Below are 16,637 nucleotides of genomic sequence, written 5' to 3' on the forward strand. Positions count from 1 at the left end.
GTCCCTGATCTGGGGCTTCAGCTTCCTCCTCATCAAGGTCGGCACCCAGGGCTACGCGCCGTTCCAGGTCACCCTCGGGCGGCTGGTGTTCGGTACGGCGGTGCTCGCGGGGGCGATGGCGGTCAGGCGGGAGCGGTTGCCGCGGGGCGTGCGGACCTGGGCACATCTGACGGTCGCGGCGTTCCTGCTCAACGCTTTGCCGTTCTCGCTCTTCGCCTACTCCGAGCTGACGATCCCCTCGACGCTGGCCGGCATCTGCAACGCGACCTCGCCGCTGTGGGGCATGGCCCTGTCCCTGGTCGCCCTCTCGGAGGACCGGCCGACCCGCGTCCGGGTCGCGGGGCTCGGCATCGGCTTCCTCGGCGTCCTGACGGTCCTCGGCGCCTGGCAGGGTTTCCACGGCCTGGACGCCACGGGCACGGCGATGGCTCTGACGGCCTCGCTGAGCTACCCCGTCGGCTGGATCTACGTCCGTCGCACCCTGGCCGGGTCCAGCCACTCGAACCTCTCCCTGACGGGCGCCCAGTTGCTGCTGGCGACCGCCCAACTGGCCGTGGTGACCCCGCTGTTCACTTCCCTTCCCACCCGCTTCCCGGCCCTCCCCCTTCTCGCGATCGCCGCGCTGGGCGCCCTGGGCACCGGCCTCGCCGTGCTCGTCCAGTACGGCCTGGTCGCCGAGGTCGGCCCCACGACGGCCCAGATGGTCACGTACTTCATCCCGGTCATCGCCACCGCCGCGGGCGTGGCCGTCCTCGGCGAGTCCCTGACCTGGTCGACCCCGGTGGGTGCGGTGATCGTCCTGGCGGGTGCGGCACTGACCCAGGTGGGCCGGCGCGCCTGAGGCATGGGCAGGCGTCGACCTCCAGGGCAAGCAGATGGGGAACCGCGGAACTTCCGCCGCGACGCCTGCCGTCCGGCTCCGGGTGCTGGTCGAGAGGGCGGGCCGGGTCGGCGTCACCCAGGGTCGGGCGCACCAGGAGACCGCCGACCACCGGCAGGCGGGCGACCGCCGTACCCGGAGCGTTGGTCGCACCGGCCGGGAAGGGTCCGGCTTCGCCGCGCCGCTTGGGCCTCTCGTCGCCCACGGCCCCTTCGATGGCGCACGGGTCACGTGGCAGGTCGCGGTGGGCCCCGCGCTCGCCGCCGGGCAGACGATCCACGCCCACCCGCGGGGCCGTTCGACAGAGCCCCAGTGAGCGGGACTCTCGGGTGACGGAGCCCGCTCAGACGTAGGTACGCGGTGGGGCCCGCGCTCGCCGCCGGGCAGACGATCCACGCCCACCCTCGGGGCCGTTCGACAGAGCCCCAGTGAGCGGGACTCTCGGGTGACGGGGCCCGCTCAGACATAGGTACGCGGTGGGGCCGCGCTCGCCGCCGGGCAGACGATCCACGCCCACCCGCGGGGGCGTTCGAGAGAGCCCCGGTGGGCGGGACTCTCGGGTGACGGGGCCGGCTCAGACGTAGGTACGCGTAGGCGCCGGTCCCAGGGCCCGGGCGATCGCGTCCGCCAGCGGTGGCGTCTCCTCCGGGGTGAGAGTCGAGATCGTGATGCGGATGCCGGGCGGGGCGCTCATGCGGAAGCGGGCTCCCGGGGACACGGCCCAGCCGGCGTGCAGGAGGCGTGCGACGGCGCCCGTCTCGTCGGGGACCGGGATCCAGACGTTCATGCCGCTGCGGCCGTGTGCGGCGACGCCCCGCTCGGCGAGTGCGTCGATCAGCAGGTCACGGCGTTCCCGGTAGGCGGCCGCCACCGCGTTCGGGTCGAGGGCGTCGTCGGTCCACAGGTGCACCACCGCCCGCTGGACGATGCGGCTGACCCAGCCGGGGCCCAGGCGGTGCCGGCCGGTCACGCGGTCGACGGTGACGGGGTCGCCGGTGAGCACGGCGAGGCGCAGGTCGGGGCCGTAGGCCTTGGCGACCGAGCGGACGAGAGCCCAGTGGTGGGTGACTCCGGCCAGGGGGTGCAGGGGCAGGTCGACGATGCCGTGGCCGTGGTCGTCCTCGATCAGCAGGGTCTGCGGGTGCTCCCGCAGCACGGCCCGCAGGGCACGCGCGCGTGCGGCGGTCACCGCGGCGCCGGTCGGGTTCTGGGCGCGGTCGGTGACGACCAGCGCCCGGGCGCCGGCTTCCAGGGCCCGCCGTACGTCCTCGGCCCGCGGCCCTTCGTCGTCGACGCCGACCGGGGCCGTGCGCAGTCCGAGCGCCGGGATCAGGTCGAGCAGGCTGCCCCAGCCGGGGTCCTCGACGGCCACGGTGTCCCCGGGCTTGAGGTGCGCCGCGAGCACCCGCTCGATGGCGTCCAGCGAGCCGGACGTGACGGCCGGCGGCCCGTCCGGCACACCGTCGGCCTCCAGGCGCGCACGGGCGATACGGGCCAGCTCGGGCTCGATGAGGGCGTCCCCGTAGAGCACGGGGTCCCGGTCGCCCTGCTCCGCGGCCGCCGCGAAGGCCTTCGCCAGCGGCGGCAGCAGCGCCGGGTCCGGATTGCCGCTCGCCACGTCCCGCACGCCCTCGGGCACGTCCATCCGCGCGTACTCGCGGCCCGTGGTCGCCGGCTTCGACCGCACCCGGCTCCCCCGCCGCCCGGCCGTCTCGATCACCCCGCGCTCCCGCAGGATCCGGTACGCGGCCGCGACCGTATTGGGATTCACCGCCAGCTCGACCGCCAACTCCCGCATGGGAGGAAGCGGTTGCCCCGGCTCAAGCTCCCCGGAACCCACCGCGCGCTCGACGCTCGCCGCGATCTCTGCTGCGCGTCGCCCTTCGATCCGATATCCTCCTAGCACAAAGCAGATTATGCACTAGTGCAATGTTCCGTGCAAGACGAGGCACCGAGTCGAACGAGTTACTGGAGAACGCCATGCAGGGGACCGCCCAGCCGACGTCGCCGCCCGCCGCCTACACGCCGACCGACCGCACCGTCCCCACGCGCTCGGCGGACCGGGCGTCGTACGACAGGGAACTGGTGCACGCGATACTCGACGAGGGATACGTCTGCCACCTGGGCTTCGTGCGCGACGGGCGGCCGGTGGTGCTGCCGACGCTGTACGGGCGGGTCGGTGAGCGGCTGTACGTCCACGGCTCGACCGGCTCGCGTCCGCTGCGGATGACCGGACAGGCCGACCCGGGGCTCCCGGTCTGCCTCACGGTGACACACGTCGACGCGCTGGTACTGGCCCGCTCCGCCTTCCACCACTCGATCAACTACCGCTCCGTCGTGGTCCACGGCATCGCCCACGACGTCACGGACCCGGAGGAGAAGCGGGCGGCCCTGGACGCGCTGGTCGACCACGTCGTGCCGGGCCGCGCCGCCGACGCGCGCCCGGCGAACAAGAAGGAGCTCGCGGCCACCGCCGTCATCCGCCTCGACCTCGACGAGGTCTCCGCCAAGCTCCGCACCGGCGGAGTGAACGACGAGCCCGAGGACCTCGCCCTCCCCCACTGGGCCGGCCTCGTCCCGCTGCGCAAGGGGTACGACACCCCCGAGGCCGATGCGGACCTGACCCCCGGCATCGAACTCCCCGACTACCTGGCAGTCCGCTGATGCTGATCCACCCCTGGGACGCGGCACGCGACGACGCCGAGTGGCAGCAGTGGCTCGCGGTCCACGACTTCGGACAGCTCGCCGTCAACGGACTGCCCGGCGAGGCACCGTACGTCCAGCCGCTGCACTTCCTCTACGACGACGGGCGCGGCGAGGTCCTCACCCACCTGGCCCGGCCCAACCCGCTGTGGCCGGCGCTGGAGGCGAACCCGGACGTCGTGCTGAGCGTGGTCGACGACTACGTGTACGCGCCGGGCTACTGGCAGGCCATGCCCGGCACACCGTCCGAGCACGGCACGCCGACGAGCTACTACGCGGCGGTCCAGCTCCGGTGCCGGGCGCACCTGGTGGACGATCCGGCCGAGAAGGCCGAGCTGCTCAACCGCCTGGTCGACCACTTCCAGCCGGAGGGCGGCTCGGCGAGGGTGGCGGCGGGCGAGGTGCCGTACGGCAGGATGCTCGCCGGTCTGCGCGGGATACGGCTCGAAGTCCTGGACGTCCGCGCGAAGTTCAAGTACGCCAACCACAAGCCCGAGGTGCACGAGCGGGTGGCGGCCGCGCTGACGCGGCGAGACGGTCCGCGTGACGCGGCAGCGCGTGGGCATCTGGCGCGCAGGCACGGGGTGTGACACCAACTGCCCTCCTGGCGCTGATCATTGAGAGAGGGGCCGCACGGGGGAGGGCCCCTCTCCGCATACCCGCTCCGGCAGGGCCTGTTGCGAAAGTCCCGCCGGCCCCACGACGCCCGGCACGCTCCCCATGACACCGAGGCCCGCCTGCGGGCGGACGGTGGGACTTTCGCAACAGGCCTAGGCGAGCGCTAGGCGGCCGTTCCCCGGGCCGACAACTCGCGTTCCGGGCCGCCGCCGGCCACCGGGTCCGGGGAGGGCTTGGCCGGTGCGGAGGACTGGGCGATGAAGGCGCCCAGGAGGACGACGGCGCCGCCCGCGATCTGCGGTGCCGAGAGGTGCTCGCCGAGCAGCACCCAGGCCAGGACGGTCGCGATGACCGCTTCCAGGCAGGCCACGACGCCCGCGACCTGCGGCGAGAGCCGGCGTACCGACAGCACGCCGGTGACGTAGGCGAGGACGGTCGCGATCAGCACGATCCACGCCAGCAGCAGGCCGGCCGCGACCGGGGTGCCGTTCATGTGCGCGGTGCCGGACAGCACCGACCAGTCCATCGACCAGGGGCGGGCGACGGCCGTGAGCACCAGGGCGCCGGTCAGCAGGCCGTAGGCGATGACGCCCAGCGGATCCGGAGCCTCCTCGCCGGCGTCGCTGCCCTGGTCGGACAGGACGAAGTAACCGACCTGACAGCAGGCGGCGCCGAGCGCGAGCAGCAGGCCGAGGGCGTCGAAGCTCAGGCCCGACCAGACCTCGACCACACAGGCCAGACCGCCGACCGCCAGGACCACTCCCACCCCGGCGGCGCGAGTGACCGGCCGCCGCTGCACGAACCGCACCCAGCCCAGCACCAGGGCGGGCGCGAGGTACTCCACGAGCAGCGCGACCCCGACGGGGATGCGGGAGAGGGCGGCGAAGTAACAGGCCTGCACCCCCGCCACCGCGAGCAGGCCGAACCCGGCCAGCAGAGCGGGGCGGCGGAACAGCAGCGTGCGGTGGCGCACCGCGATCGGCAGCATCACCAGGGCCGCGCCGGTCACCCGCAGCCACACCACGTGCAGCGGGTCGAGCCCGGCCTCGATCAACGGCTTCGCCGCGACGCCGGACCCTCCGAAGGCGAGGGCGGACACGAGCGCGAGCCCTACGCCCTTGCCACGACCGGCCTGACTGCTCTGTGAGGTGCGCACCGGCACATGATGACAGGCGACGACAGGAGCGTCACCCCCGATGACACCTGTCTCACCGGATGGACGGTCCGGCGCCCCTCCGCGGCCGGACCCTTCCGGCCCGATGCGCATCCGCGGCCGATCCCGTGGGCTCGATGCGCCTCAGCAGCCGGCCCCCTCCGACCCGGTACCACTCACTGGCCCGACCACTCCGGCCGGGCGAGCCGGTCCTCGATCCGGGCGAGTACCTCCTGCGGGTCGATTCCGGCGCGGGCCAGCACCTCGACGGCCCGCGCCTGCGGGTCCGTGAGGATCGCCGCGAGCAGGTCGACGCCGAGCGCCGCGTCCTCGCCCCGGCGGGCGACGCGTGCGGCGGCGTTCTCCATGGCACCCGCGGCCAGCGGCGAGAATCCCGCGCCCTCGGTCGCCATGGGCACGGCGCCGGAGTCCTCCACCGAACCCTGCCAGCGCAGCCCGTAGCCGATGCTGCGCTGCACGAGATAGCCGAGCAGCCGGGCGTTCTCCGCTCCGTCGTCGAAGACGGCGCGCACCTCGGGGTCGTACTCCAGGAGCGAGTGCAGCAGATGGGCGGTGTCGATCTGCCGGTCCCCGTCGCGGACCGCGCGGCGGCGGGCGCCCGAGACCACCGCTGCCAGTGCGGCGCTGAGCTTGGCATCGTTGTCCGGGCGAGGACCGACGGCCGGCTCCTCGGCCTGCTGTCGGGGTATACGGGGTGGCACAACCCCCACCTCATCAGTCCCCGGCGTCCGCGGTCATCCCCGGGGGGAACCATTTCCGCGTCCCACGGAGAGTGGACGGCGAACGCCGGAATCTCCTCCTTGCGGATGAGATCAGGTGGCTTTACCCGGAGGGGCGCGCGCCGCCTTGCCGTGCGCCGGATGTGCAACCGCGGCGCTCCGTCGCACGTCCCACCGGTGCGTGGAGAGAGGGTGCTGGCTGGTGTCCCTGCCGGCCGTGGACGGCAAGCAGTACGTGTACCGGGTGGACGCCCCTAAGGACGCGTTGCCCGCCGACCTGTTCTGGGACGCCTGGCACTGCCATGACGAGAGCGCCTTCCCGCGCGCGTGGGACGTGTTCGACGCCGCGCTGATACGGCGGGTGGGCTGAGGGCGCCGTACCGCCGGGAAACCGCACAATTTCTGACGGCTCGTCAGTATTGAATGTTGCGACCCCTGCGGTTACTTTCCGCGACACCACAGCCCGACACGAAGAGGTGGTCGCATGCCCGAAATCAGCGCGGAGGCACGGATCGAGGCGCCGGCCGAGAAGGTGTGGGCACAGCTCACGGACTGGCCCGCGTACGGCGAGTGGAACGCCACCCACACCGGCTTTCCGCAGGGCGGCCCGGCGGCGCTCGAAGTGGGCGCGACCTTCCAGGAGAACATGAAGCTGATGGGCTTCCCGGCCGAGGTCGAGTGGACCGTCTCGGAAGTGGAACCGGCCCGGCTCTTCGTCATCACGGGCAAGGGTCCGATGGCCGTGAGCCTGGCCACCCGCTACACCCTGACCCCCGACGGGGACGCCACGAAGGTCCGCATCGACGGGGAGTTCACGGGCGCCGCGGTGACCCTGATGGCGGGCAAGCTCAGGGACTCGGGAACCGCCGCCCTCAACGAGTCGCTGCGCAAGCTCGCCGGGCTGGTGTCCTGACCGCCGGACACGGGAAGGCGCCCCGCGGATCGCTCCGTGGGGCGCCTTCGCCGCCGTAGGACGCTCAGTCCTCGTCGGCGAGGATCAGGTACAGCTTCTTGCGGGCCTCGTTGATGACGGTCAGCGCCTTCTCGCGCTGCTCCTTGCTGCCGGTCTTCCAGACCTGGCCGAAGGCCTCCATCAGCCCGAAGCCGGCCTGGCGGATCTCACCGAGCGCCTCGAAGTCGATACCGCGGGAGGCTTCCTCCCAGGGCGCGTCCGGGCCCTCGTCGGCCGCCGCGCGGCCGGACTCGGTGAGCGAGAACAGCTTCTTGCCGCCCTCGCTCGCGCTGGTGATCAGGCCCTCGTCCTCCAGCAGCTGGAGGGTGGGGTACACCGAGCCGGGGCTGGGCTTCCATGCCCCGCCGCTGCGCTCGGCGATCTCCTGGATCATCTCGTAACCGTGCATCGGACGGTCCTTGAGCAGGGCCAGGATCGACGCGCGTACATCGCCTCGCCGTGCCCTTCCCCTCGGTCCGCCGCGCCCTCGCGGCCCCCAGGGGCCCGGGCCGAAGCCGGGTCCGCCGAAACCGAAGCCGCCGCGCGGGTCACCGCCGGGTCCGCCCGGCCCGAAGGGACCGAAGGCACCACGCCGACCCTCGAAACCACCCCGACCACGAGGGCCGGGTCCACCGTGTCCACGTTCGAATCCATGGGTACGCATCGCAATCACTCCATTCGTTCGTTGATCTGTCGCGATGCGTCAACGATATATCGGAACCGTTCGCGTGGCAAGCCCCTGCCGGTCGTGGGCTTCTCCGCCGGGTCTACACCCAGTTCGCCCAACCAAAAGTGAAGAGATAGGCTCGTCGCCGCGCGTCCGGACCTCGAATGCCGCGAATGAACATGACGCCCAGAGCACCAAGGAACAGGGCACCAAAGGCGCCGGCCAGCAGGGCACCAGCGGCGGGTCCCACGAGGAAGGCCATGATCACGCTCGCGACGATGACGATCCCCAGACCGAAGTGCGCGGTGCGGAGATCGGCCCTGATCACCTCTCGCAGTACCTTGCGCATCGACCGCATGTCGGAGTGATACCGCTCCCGCGCCGCTTCCGGATCAGCGGCGGAACCCTCAGGCCACCGTCCCATCCTCGCTCCCAACTCGGTGTGGGGTTCGACAAGTCTTACCGGTCGACCCAGCCCTCGGGGTCGTGAGGCGCCGGAGTGCGGTCAGCCGGGGCCGGGGTCCTCGCGGGCCCGGTCAATGGCCCCGGAACGCCTCCTCCAGCCACCAGGAGCCGTGGTCCCGGGTCACCTTCGCGTCCACGAGGAGCGGGGCCGAGCGGGGGCCGGCCACCCAGTCCGCCACCGCCTTGAGGTCGGCGGGGCTGCGTACCGTCGCCGCCTCGAAGCCGTAGCCGCGCGCGATCGCGGCGATGTCCGTCTCAGGGAAGGTGACCGTGTCGAGAGGGTGGCCGTCGGGGCCGAAGTGGTGGACCTCGGCGCCGTACGCCTCGTCGTTGTAGACGACCACCACCATCGGCAGCCCCAGGCGGCGCACGGTGTCGAGTTCCACCGCGCTCATCAGCGCACCCCCGTCACCCAGCGCGGCGACCGGCAGCCGGTCCGGGCGGGCCAGGGCCGCGCCGATCGTGGTGGCGAGCCCCAGGCCGATCGACTGGAACGCCTGCGTGAAGCAGAACCCGTCCTGGTCCGGCACCGAGAGGTACGCGCTCGGGTAGCCCATGAAGTTGCCCGAGTCCACGCCGACGATCCGCTCGGCGGGCAGCATGTCGTCCAGGGCGATGCTCAGCGTGCGCGGGTCGATCCGGTCCCGGGTGCTCTCGTCCTCGTACGGCACGTCCCGCCACCGCACCCGCGCCGCGAGCGCCTCGGCGACATCGGGAGCGCGGTACCCGTCCCGCTCCTCGCCCGCCGCCTCCAACGCCCGCACGGCCGTCCGGGTCACGTCGCCCGTGACGCCGAGGGCGATCTCCCGGTGCGCGCCGAGCGCCTCCGGGTCGTCGTCGACCTGCACGACCGTCGCGCCGGCGCCGATGAGGTTGCCGTGCCGCATGGTCCACATGTTCAGCGCGCAGCCCCACCCGACGATCAGGTCGGCGCCCTGGATCAGTTCGGCCGCGAGGGGCGACGCGAAGCCGCCGGAGACGTCGAGGGTCCAGGGGCTGCCGTGGAAGAGGCCGCGCGCCACAGCGGAGGTGGCCAGCAGGGCGCCGTGCCGGTCGGCGAGTGCGGTCAGCGCGTCGCGGGCGGCCGGTGTGCGGGCACCGCGGCCGGCGACGAAGACCGGTCGCCGGGCGCGCTCCAGGGCGCGTACGAGGTCGGCGACCGCCCGTTCCGAGGGCTCGACGGGTTCCGGTCCGGGCAGGGGTACGGCGTCCAGGGAGATCCCGGCGGGCACGTCCAGGGCCTGCACCTCCAGGGGGAGGTTGAGCAGGACCGTGCGGCGTTCGTGCACGGCGCGGCGCAGGGCGGCGCGGGCCTGGTCGACCGCGTCGTGCGCCGTGGTCAGACGGGCCGAGACGGCACCGACCGAGTGCGCCAGCACCGCCTGTTCGACACGGAAGTTGGAGTGCTGCGCGGTCGCCTCGGCGGCCAGCACGAGCAGCGGCGTACGGCTCTTGGCGGCCTCGGTGATGCCCGTCAGGGCGTTGGTCAGGCCGGGCCCCTGGTGGACGCTGAGCGCGGCGACCGTAGCGCTGGTGCGGGTGTAGGCGTCGGCCATGGTCGCCGCGCCGCCCTCGTGCCGGGCGGCGACGAAGCGGGCGCCCGCGGCCACCATGGCGTTGGTGAGGTGGAAGTTGCCCGAGCCGACGACCCCGAAGACGTGGTCGACCCCGGCCGCTGTGAGGGCCCGTCCGACGGCCTCGGCGACCTTCACGACCGCTCCACCAGGGCCAGGACGCGCGCCGGGGCGCCGGAGCCGCTGACGATCGGCAGCGGTCCCGCGATCACGACGGCGCCGGTCGGCGGCAGGGCGGCGAGGTTCTGCAACTGGGTGAGCCCGTATTTGTCTGCGCCCAGGAGGTAGGAGTGACAGGGGAACGCCGGCTCGAAGGAGTGCGCCTGCCCGGCGTCGGTGCCGACGGTCTCCGTGCCGAGGCCGATGACCGGGGCCTCCTCGGCGACCCAGCGCGCGCACTCCGAGGAGAGTCCGGGGGTGTGCGGGCCGTTCTCGTCGGCGTTGAGGAACTCCTCCTGCGCATGCGAGCGCGCGTCCCAGCCGGTGCGCAGCAGCAGCCAACCCCCTTCGGGCAGGGGGCCGTTGTCGGCCTCCCAGGCCTTGATGTGGTCCACCTCGACGAGGAAGTCGGGGTCCTTGGCGGCCTGTTCGGAGAAGTCCAGCACGGCCGCGGGCGCGATGAGCCGTCCGGCGGGGACGGAGGCCACGTCCGCGAGGTCCCTGCCGGTCACCCAGTGGACCGGGGCGTCGAAGTGGGTGCCGGTGTGCTCACCGCTGCGGAAGTTGTTCCAGTACCAGGCCGGTCCCCGGTCGTCGTACCGGCTGATCTCCTCCAGCTCGAAGACCTGCGTCTGCCCGAACTGCGGCGGCAGTTGGATCACCGGGGTGGACGGCGAGAGCGGCTGGGTCAGGTCGACGAGCTCGATGGATCCGCTCCGCAGCCCGGACAGCAGCGCGGCGAGCACGGACGACTGGGACATGACGGCCTCCTGGAACGGAGCGGAACTGCGGGCGCCTGTCTGTACAGGGTGTCAGCGTCTCCCGGATCGTCCAGGGGCGCAGCATGAACCGGCAAGACGGCAACGCCGGTCCCGGAAACAGGCCAGTGGTGGCGAATTGGCCTTGGGCCAGGGAGCCACGGGGTCCTAGCGTCGACGCCATGCGTATCCGAATCGTCGACGCCTTCACCAACCGTCCCTTCGCGGGCAACCCGGCCGGGGTGCTGCTCCTCGACTCCTTCCCGGAGGACGAGCGGCTGCAGAGGATCGCGCTGGAGGTGAACCACGCGGAGACGGCGTTCGCGCACCCGCTGCCCGAGGGCGGCGAGGCCGACTGGGCGCTCAGGTGGTTCACGCCGGCCACCGAGGTCGCCATGTGCGGCCACGCCACCCTCGCCACCGCCCACGTGCTGCACTCGACCGGCGCGCACGAGGGCGCCGTGCGGTTCACGACCCGCAGCGGCGTGCTGGTCGCGACTCCCGAGGAGGACGGGTCGATCACGCTGGACTTCCCGACGGCCCCGCTCACCCCGGTCGAGGCGCCGGACGGGGTCGCCGAGGCGCTGGGCGCGCGGCCGCTCTCCGTCCTCGACACCGGACCGAACATCGGTGACCTGCTCGTGGAGCTCGCGGACGAGAAGACGATCCACGGCCTGTCCCCCGACCTCAGGGCGCTGGGCGCGTACTCCGAGCGCGGCATCATCGCCACGGCCCGCGCCGAGGACCCCACCCGGGGCTACGACTTCGTCTCGCGCTGCTTCTTCCCGAACGTGGGTATCGACGAGGACCCGGTCACCGGCAGCGCCCACACCGCGCTCGCGCCCTTCTGGTCGGAGCGCCTGGGAAGTCCGGTCCTCACCGGCCTGCAGGCCTCCCCCCGCTCCGGCCGCGTCCGCACCGAACTGCGCGGCGACCGCACCCTGCTCACCGGCCGCGCGGTCACCGTCATCGACGGCGACCTGCTCGCCTAGGCGGTCGGCAGCCAGCCCACCTTGCCGGCCAGCAGCGCGTAGCCGACGAACGCCCCGATGTCGAGCAGGGAATGCGCCACCACCAGGGGACCCACCCGCCCCCACCGCCGGTACAGGTAGACGAAGACCACGCCCATCACCATGTTGCCGAGGAAGCCGCCGATGCCCTGGTAGAGGTGGTAGCTGCCGCGCAGTACGGAACTGGCCACCAGCGCGGCCCCCGGCGTCCAGCCCAGCTGCCCCAGCCGGCGCAGCAGATAGCCGACCACGATGACCTCCTCCAGGACCGCGTTCTGGATCGCGGAGAGGATCAGCACCGGGTACTTCCACCAGACGGAGGGCAGGGCCTCGGGCACCACGGTCAGGTTTGCTCCGAGACCGCGTGCGGCCAGGTAGAAGGCGATTCCGGTACTGCCGATCACCGCCGCGATCTCGGCGCCGCGGGCGAGGTCGGGCCAGGGGCGGGTCCGGTCGAACCCGATGGTGCGCAGGCTTCCGCCCTCGCGCAGCAGCAGATGGGCGACGAGCGCGACCGGTACCAGGGCGGACGCGATCCCGAACAGCTGCCAGGCGAGATCCAGCCAGGGACGGCCCGGCGCGGCCGAGGCGTTCATGGTCGCCGCCTGGTCCTTCAGCCCGCCCGGTTTCGTGACCGATCCGACAAAGCTGATCAGGGCGGACACACCGCTCGCACCGAGCGAAAGCCCCAGAACGAGCAGGGTCTCGTCCCGGAGGATTCGTCGCGAAAGCCGCTCGGGCGGAAAAGAATCGGCCACCCCACCCGTCTCTGCCTGCACACCTGACTCCAATTCAGTAATCCCGCCTCATCGTCACCGTCCCGCCGCTAGGGTCTCGAAAGAAGTTGCGAAGATCGTGCGTGACAGGCCGTTGGGGGGACGGACGCCGTACGGGGCGTACCTCCCCTTTTGCATGCCATACGGCCGTATCGCGGCACGAGGTTCAACAGGGAGGGGCACCACCGTCATGGGACGTCACAGCTTGCCCGATCAGTATGGGGCGGGCGCGAGCGACCCCCGTCCACGCGCGCGCCGCCGCACGGTGGCCATCGCGACGGTCCTCGTGCTGACCGTGGCCGGCGGCACGGCGGGTGCCGTCAAGAGCGGACTGCTCTCCTTCGGCTCGTCCTGCCAGGACCACGCCGTGCGGCTGAACCTCGTCGCCTCCCCGGACATCGCGCCCGTGCTGGGTGCCGCGGCAAAACAGGCCCGCGAGGACAAGATCACCTCCGACGGGCGGTGCGTCGCCGTGTCGGTGACCGCCCGGGACTCGTACAAGGTCGCGGACGTACTCCAGGCCGGCAGGAAGACGGACGCGCAGGTCTGGGTGGCGGACTCGGACCTCTGGGTCGACCGGATCACGGCGAACAGCGCGGCGACCGACGTCACCCCGGCGGGTGCGGTCGCCTCCACGCCGGTCGGCGTGGCCATGGTGCCGACGGCCGCGAAGTCCCTGGGCTGGCCGCAGAAGACGTACAGCTGGCTGGAGCTGGCCGGCGCGGCCATGCAGAGCGACTCGCTCAGGCTCGGCGCGGCCGACCCGGCGCGCAGCGCCACCGGGCTGCTGGCGCTGACCCGGCTGACCACGGCCGCCGCCAAGCTCAAGGGCGGGGACACCCAGGCCGCGGCGATGATGAAGACGCTCTCGCAGCGCACCTCGGACACCGACGCCCAGGTCGTGGAGACGCTGCCGCGCGACTCCTCGGGCACCGAGCTGGGCAATCCCAAGCGCAACGAGGCGCTGATCCTCACCGAGCAGGCGGCCTACACCTACAACTCCTCGGCCGACGCGGACGCCGGGCTCGACATGTTCTACCCCAAGGACGGCTCGCCCCAGCTGACCTACCCGTACACGATGGTCGGCCAGCTGACCACCGACCAGAGCCGGGCCGCGCTGCGGTTCATGAACTACCTGCGCCAGCCCGAGCAGCTGCGCCTGCTGCAGAAGCACGGCTTCCGCACCTCCGACGACGGGGCACCGCGGGCGGTGGTCGCGCGCGCGGGCGGCAGCAGCCCGCAGCCGTACGACGCCGAAGCCCCCGAGCCGGATTCCGACACCGCGCTCCAGGAGGCGCTCGGCACCTGGACGATCACGGTGCAGAGCGCGCGGATCACCACGGTCGTGGACGCGTCCTCCTCCATGTCGGAACCGGTGGCGAAGACGGGCCAGTCCCGGATGGACGTGACCAAGGCGTCGCTGCTGCAGGCCCTGGCGACCTTCACCCCCGAGGACGAGATCGGGCTGTGGGAGTTCTCCACCAAGCTCGACGGCGACAAGGACTACCGCGTCCTGGTGCCGACCGAACGCCTGGGCGACCAGAAGGGCGGCGGTACCGTGCGGGACGAGCTGTCCGCCGCGTTCACCTCTCTGCAGCCGGTACCGAACGGCGCGACCGGCCTGTACGACACCACGCTCGCCGCCTACAAGGAGGCCACCTCGTCATATGTGCAGGGCAAGTTCAACGCCCTGGTCGTCCTCACCGACGGCGTCAACCAGGACCCCGGCAGCATCTCCCGTGGCGGGCTGATCAGCCGGTTGCAGAAGCTCACCGACCCCCAGCGTCCGGTGCCGCTGATCATGATCGCGGTGGGTCCGGACGCCGACCGGCAGGAGGCTCAGGAAATCGCCGAGGCGACCGGCGGCTCGGGCCAGTCGGTCAGCAACCCCGCCGACATCCAGTCGGTCATGCTGAAGGCGATCGTCGCGGCAGGCGCCGAGGGCAACCCCGACGACTGACCATCCCCCAAGCGGTGGACGCCCGAAACGACAGCCACGCCCCATCCCGACACCGGCCCGACCGCGACCCCCGCGGTACCGACGGGGAGCGACCGGCGCGGCCCGGCGAAACCGACCCCCGGAGTGCGACGCCCCGTGGATCGGGAACCGCCCGACCAGCGCCCTCACCCGGCGGGCACGGGTTCGGGCAGCCCCACGGGCCAGGCGTGCACCGGCTCGCCCGCGAGCGACAGTTCGCGATACCTGCGGGTGGTCGCGGCCAGCGCGGCATCGCGCGTCATGCCGGTCTCCAGCGCCCGGTGGAAGGTCGCCGCCTGCCAGGTCGCGCCGTTGGCCCGGCGCCGGCAGCGCTCCTCGACCACGCCGAGGTAGAGGTCCCGGTCCGCGGGCTCGACCCCCCAGGCGTCCAGTCCGGCCGCGGCGAGCGGCAGCAGTTCGTCGCGCACCAGGGTCACCGCGTCGACCTCGGCCGTCCCGCCGTACCGTCCGCGGCGCGGCCACTGCAGCCGCGCCTCGATGCCGTGCTTGCAGGCGGCGTCGAAGTTGGCGGCGGCCGCCTCGAAGGGCAGCCGGGTCCACACCGGCCTCGACTCCTCGGCGAGGGCGCGGACGAGGCCGTAGTAGAAGGCGGCGTTGGCGATGACGTCCGTGATGGTGGGTCCCGCGGGCAGGACGCGGTTCTCGACGCGCAGGTGCGGGACGCCGTCGGCGATGCCGTAGACGGGGCGGTTCCAGCGGTAGACGGTGCCGTTGTGCAGGACCAGTTCGTGCAGTTCGGGGATGCCGCCCGCGTCGAGGACGTCGAGCGGCTCCTCGTCGTCGCAGATGGGCAGCAGGGCCGGGAAGAAGCGCAGGTTCTCCTCGAAGAGCTCGTGCGCGGAGGAGATCCAGCGCTCCCCGAACCAGGTGCGCGGGCGCACGCCCTGCGCCTGCAGCTCGGGCGGACGGGTGTCGGTGGACTGCTGGAACAGCGGGGGCCGCGACTCGCGCCACAGCTCGCGGCCGAACAGGAACGGCGAGTTGGCGCCGACGGCGATCTGCGCGGCGGTGACGGCCTGCGCGGCGTTCCACACGTCGGCGAAGCGGCCCGGGGTGACCTGGAGGTGCAGCTGCACCGAGGTGCAGGCGGCCTCCGGGGCTATGGACTTGGAGGTGCAGGTCAGACGCTCCACGCCGTCGATGTCCAGCGCGAAGTCCTCGCCGCGGGCGGCCACGATCTGATCGTTGAGCAGGGCGTAGCGGTCGACCGCGGAAAGGTTGGTGGAGACCAGGTCGTCCCGGTCGAGCGTGGGCAGAATGCCGATCATCACGATTCCGGCGTCGAGTTCGCCGGCTTTCCGGTCGGCATATGCCAGGGAGGTGCGGAGTTCCTCGGCGAGCCGGTCGAATACCCTGCCACCCAGAGGATGTGGGGCTATGTTGACTTCCAGGTTGAACATGGCGAGTTCTGTTTGGAAATCTCGGCTCGCGATGCGTTCGAGGACCTGCGCGTTGAGCATTTTCGGCATCCCGTCGGCGCCGGCCAGATTCAATTCGATCTCCAGCCCCATGAGATTCCTCGGGCGATCGAACCGCTTCTCGGCCAGGAGCCGCTCCAGTCCCGTCAGGCACCTGCGGAGCTTGTCCCGGTAGAGCTGACGATCGGAGAGGTCGATCCGACCTGCCACGACCTTCTCCCCCATCGAAGCTTCCCTCCTGCATCGGGCGGCTCGACGATTCGGCCGCCGGTGTCGGGTCACGTGGGATGATGCCCCGCCTCGGCGATCGATAACGTCCCCACAGCCCTCCGTCGGGCGCTACTCTGGTGGGACGTGACCGGCGGCACATTCACCGGGCATGCAGCACGGCGCAGTTTCGCGCCGACAAGAACTCGTGAAAAACGCCGACGAGAATTGGCCGACCGCTCCCGGGGTATTACCCGAGGTCACCGCCGTAAGGCCGGAGCGGAAACGGGATGATTCCCGCGCATCGCCGACCGGATACGCCCTTGCCGGGTGCACTGGAAACGGCTAGCCGAAACACCGTGTGAACATATGTCGTATAAACTCCGCGAACAGGCAGAGGGTTGGCGCCCAGGTCGTGGAACCTGCCGTCGGGGATGACGTACGGCAAACCTCACCACACTCCTCGTTCCCAGACCCCGGCCCCCGACACTCTCGCCTCGTGAGCAGACAGCGCCGTCCGCCCCCGCCCTCGCGCCACCGTGCCTGTCGAATGAGAGG

Annotated in this window: 16 protein-coding genes; 7 read left to right on the forward strand and 9 right to left on the reverse strand. The window is 72.1% G+C overall.

The genetic code is table 11. The features are described from left to right. A partial coding sequence (locus tag GRC12_RS29460; RefSeq protein WP_208782493.1) for a DMT family transporter occupies positions 1 to 841 on the forward strand: 841 nt, incomplete at its 5' end. A gap of 613 nt (positions 842 to 1,454) precedes the next feature. Here GRC12_RS29460 and GRC12_RS29465 read toward each other — a convergent pair. Beyond that, positions 1,455 to 2,786 (reverse strand): aminotransferase class I/II-fold pyridoxal phosphate-dependent enzyme, encoded by a 1,332-nt coding sequence (locus GRC12_RS29465; protein WP_208782495.1) that lies wholly within the window; start codon positions 2,784 to 2,786, stop codon positions 1,455 to 1,457. A 74-nt stretch (positions 2,787 to 2,860) separates the two neighbouring features. Here GRC12_RS29465 and GRC12_RS29470 point away from each other — a divergent pair, with 74 nt between their 5' ends. Beyond that, positions 2,861 to 3,544, forward strand: coding sequence for a pyridoxamine 5'-phosphate oxidase family protein (locus tag GRC12_RS29470; RefSeq protein ID WP_208782521.1), 684 nt, complete (start codon positions 2,861 to 2,863; stop codon positions 3,542 to 3,544). After that, positions 3,544 to 4,173: an FMN-binding negative transcriptional regulator gene (locus GRC12_RS29475; protein ID WP_208782497.1), complete on the forward strand. Its 630-nt coding sequence runs from the start codon at positions 3,544 to 3,546 to the stop codon at positions 4,171 to 4,173. The genes GRC12_RS29470 and GRC12_RS29475 overlap by 1 nt, the downstream gene beginning before the upstream one ends. 191 nt (positions 4,174 to 4,364) lie before the next feature. Here the strand turns inward: GRC12_RS29475 and GRC12_RS29480 are convergent, their stop codons facing one another. Further along, positions 4,365 to 5,363 (reverse strand): EamA family transporter, encoded by a 999-nt coding sequence (locus GRC12_RS29480; RefSeq protein ID WP_208782499.1) that lies wholly within the window; start codon positions 5,361 to 5,363, stop codon positions 4,365 to 4,367. A gap of 167 nt (positions 5,364 to 5,530) precedes the next feature. After that, entirely contained in the window at positions 5,531 to 6,076 is a 546-nt protein-coding gene (locus GRC12_RS29485) for a Clp protease N-terminal domain-containing protein (protein WP_208782501.1), read from the reverse strand. A 220-nt stretch (positions 6,077 to 6,296) separates the two neighbouring features. Between GRC12_RS29485 and GRC12_RS29490 the strand changes: the two genes are divergently transcribed. Together GRC12_RS29490 and GRC12_RS29495 are read left to right on the forward strand one after the other, a co-directional pair. Then, on the forward strand, positions 6,297 to 6,464 hold the full coding sequence (locus GRC12_RS29490) for a hypothetical protein (RefSeq protein ID WP_208782503.1): 168 nt from the start codon (positions 6,297 to 6,299) through the stop codon (positions 6,462 to 6,464). Between the two features lie 114 nt (positions 6,465 to 6,578). After that, entirely contained in the window at positions 6,579 to 7,007 is a 429-nt protein-coding gene (locus GRC12_RS29495; protein ID WP_133047494.1) for a type II toxin-antitoxin system Rv0910 family toxin, read from the forward strand. 64 nt (positions 7,008 to 7,071) lie between these two features. Here GRC12_RS29495 and GRC12_RS29500 read toward each other — a convergent pair whose 3' ends face one another. From GRC12_RS29500 to GRC12_RS29515, 4 genes are all read right to left on the reverse strand, one after another. Further along, positions 7,072 to 7,710, reverse strand: coding sequence for a PadR family transcriptional regulator (locus tag GRC12_RS29500; protein ID WP_208782505.1), 639 nt, complete (start codon positions 7,708 to 7,710; stop codon positions 7,072 to 7,074). A gap of 103 nt (positions 7,711 to 7,813) precedes the next feature. Then, entirely contained in the window at positions 7,814 to 8,062 is a 249-nt protein-coding gene (locus GRC12_RS29505) for a hypothetical protein (protein WP_244373943.1), read from the reverse strand. A 187-nt stretch (positions 8,063 to 8,249) separates the two neighbouring features. Next, on the reverse strand, positions 8,250 to 9,890 hold the full coding sequence (locus GRC12_RS29510; protein ID WP_208782509.1) for a thiamine pyrophosphate-binding protein: 1,641 nt from the start codon (positions 9,888 to 9,890) through the stop codon (positions 8,250 to 8,252). Then, on the reverse strand, positions 9,887 to 10,672 hold the full coding sequence (locus GRC12_RS29515; RefSeq protein ID WP_208782511.1) for a cyclase family protein: 786 nt from the start codon (positions 10,670 to 10,672) through the stop codon (positions 9,887 to 9,889). Before GRC12_RS29515 ends, GRC12_RS29510 begins: the two co-directional genes overlap by 4 nt. Before the next feature lie 179 nt (positions 10,673 to 10,851). Between GRC12_RS29515 and GRC12_RS29520 the strand changes: the two genes are divergently transcribed. After that, positions 10,852 to 11,661, forward strand: a complete 810-nt coding sequence (locus GRC12_RS29520; protein WP_208782513.1) for a PhzF family phenazine biosynthesis protein — start codon at positions 10,852 to 10,854, stop codon at positions 11,659 to 11,661. Here the strand turns inward: GRC12_RS29520 and GRC12_RS29525 are convergent. Continuing rightward, positions 11,658 to 12,458, reverse strand: a complete 801-nt coding sequence (locus GRC12_RS29525; RefSeq protein WP_208782515.1) for a CPBP family intramembrane glutamic endopeptidase — start codon at positions 12,456 to 12,458, stop codon at positions 11,658 to 11,660. The two genes, GRC12_RS29520 and GRC12_RS29525, sit on opposite strands and share 4 nt — an antisense overlap. 187 nt (positions 12,459 to 12,645) lie before the next feature. On the opposite strand from GRC12_RS29525, the gene GRC12_RS29530 reads away from it, so the two are divergent. Further along, positions 12,646 to 14,415: a substrate-binding and VWA domain-containing protein gene (locus GRC12_RS29530; RefSeq protein WP_208782517.1), complete on the forward strand. Its 1,770-nt coding sequence runs from the start codon at positions 12,646 to 12,648 to the stop codon at positions 14,413 to 14,415. 164 nt (positions 14,416 to 14,579) lie between these two features. Here GRC12_RS29530 and GRC12_RS29535 read toward each other — a convergent pair whose 3' ends face one another. Continuing rightward, positions 14,580 to 16,097, reverse strand: a complete 1,518-nt coding sequence (locus GRC12_RS29535) for a glutamate-cysteine ligase family protein (protein WP_208782519.1) — start codon at positions 16,095 to 16,097, stop codon at positions 14,580 to 14,582. Between the last annotated feature and the right edge of the window lie 540 nt (positions 16,098 to 16,637).

The organism is Streptomyces griseorubiginosus (genome assembly GCF_017614965.1).
GTDB classification, from domain to species: Bacteria; Actinomycetota; Actinomycetes; order Streptomycetales; family Streptomycetaceae; genus Streptomyces; species Streptomyces griseorubiginosus_B.

Excerpts from the sequence above, each read along its gene's own strand:
- GRC12_RS29470 (WP_208782521.1), top strand. The coding sequence starts at position 2,861 with ATGCAGGGGACCGCCCAGCCGACGTCGCCGCCCGCCGCCTACACGCCG.
- GRC12_RS29500 (WP_208782505.1), bottom strand. The coding sequence starts at position 7,710 with ATGCGTACCCATGGATTCGAACGTGGACACGGTGGACCCGGCCCTCGT.
- GRC12_RS29530 (WP_208782517.1), top strand. The coding sequence starts at position 12,646 with ATGGGACGTCACAGCTTGCCCGATCAGTATGGGGCGGGCGCGAGCGAC.
- GRC12_RS29535 (WP_208782519.1), bottom strand. The coding sequence starts at position 16,097 with ATGGGGGAGAAGGTCGTGGCAGGTCGGATCGACCTCTCCGATCGTCAG.
- GRC12_RS29520 (WP_208782513.1), top strand. The coding sequence starts at position 10,852 with ATGCGTATCCGAATCGTCGACGCCTTCACCAACCGTCCCTTCGCGGGC.
- GRC12_RS29495 (WP_133047494.1), top strand. The coding sequence starts at position 6,579 with ATGCCCGAAATCAGCGCGGAGGCACGGATCGAGGCGCCGGCCGAGAAG.
- GRC12_RS29515 (WP_208782511.1), bottom strand. The coding sequence starts at position 10,672 with ATGTCCCAGTCGTCCGTGCTCGCCGCGCTGCTGTCCGGGCTGCGGAGC.
- GRC12_RS29475 (WP_208782497.1), top strand. The coding sequence starts at position 3,544 with ATGCTGATCCACCCCTGGGACGCGGCACGCGACGACGCCGAGTGGCAG.
- GRC12_RS29505 (WP_244373943.1), bottom strand. The coding sequence starts at position 8,062 with ATGCGCAAGGTACTGCGAGAGGTGATCAGGGCCGATCTCCGCACCGCG.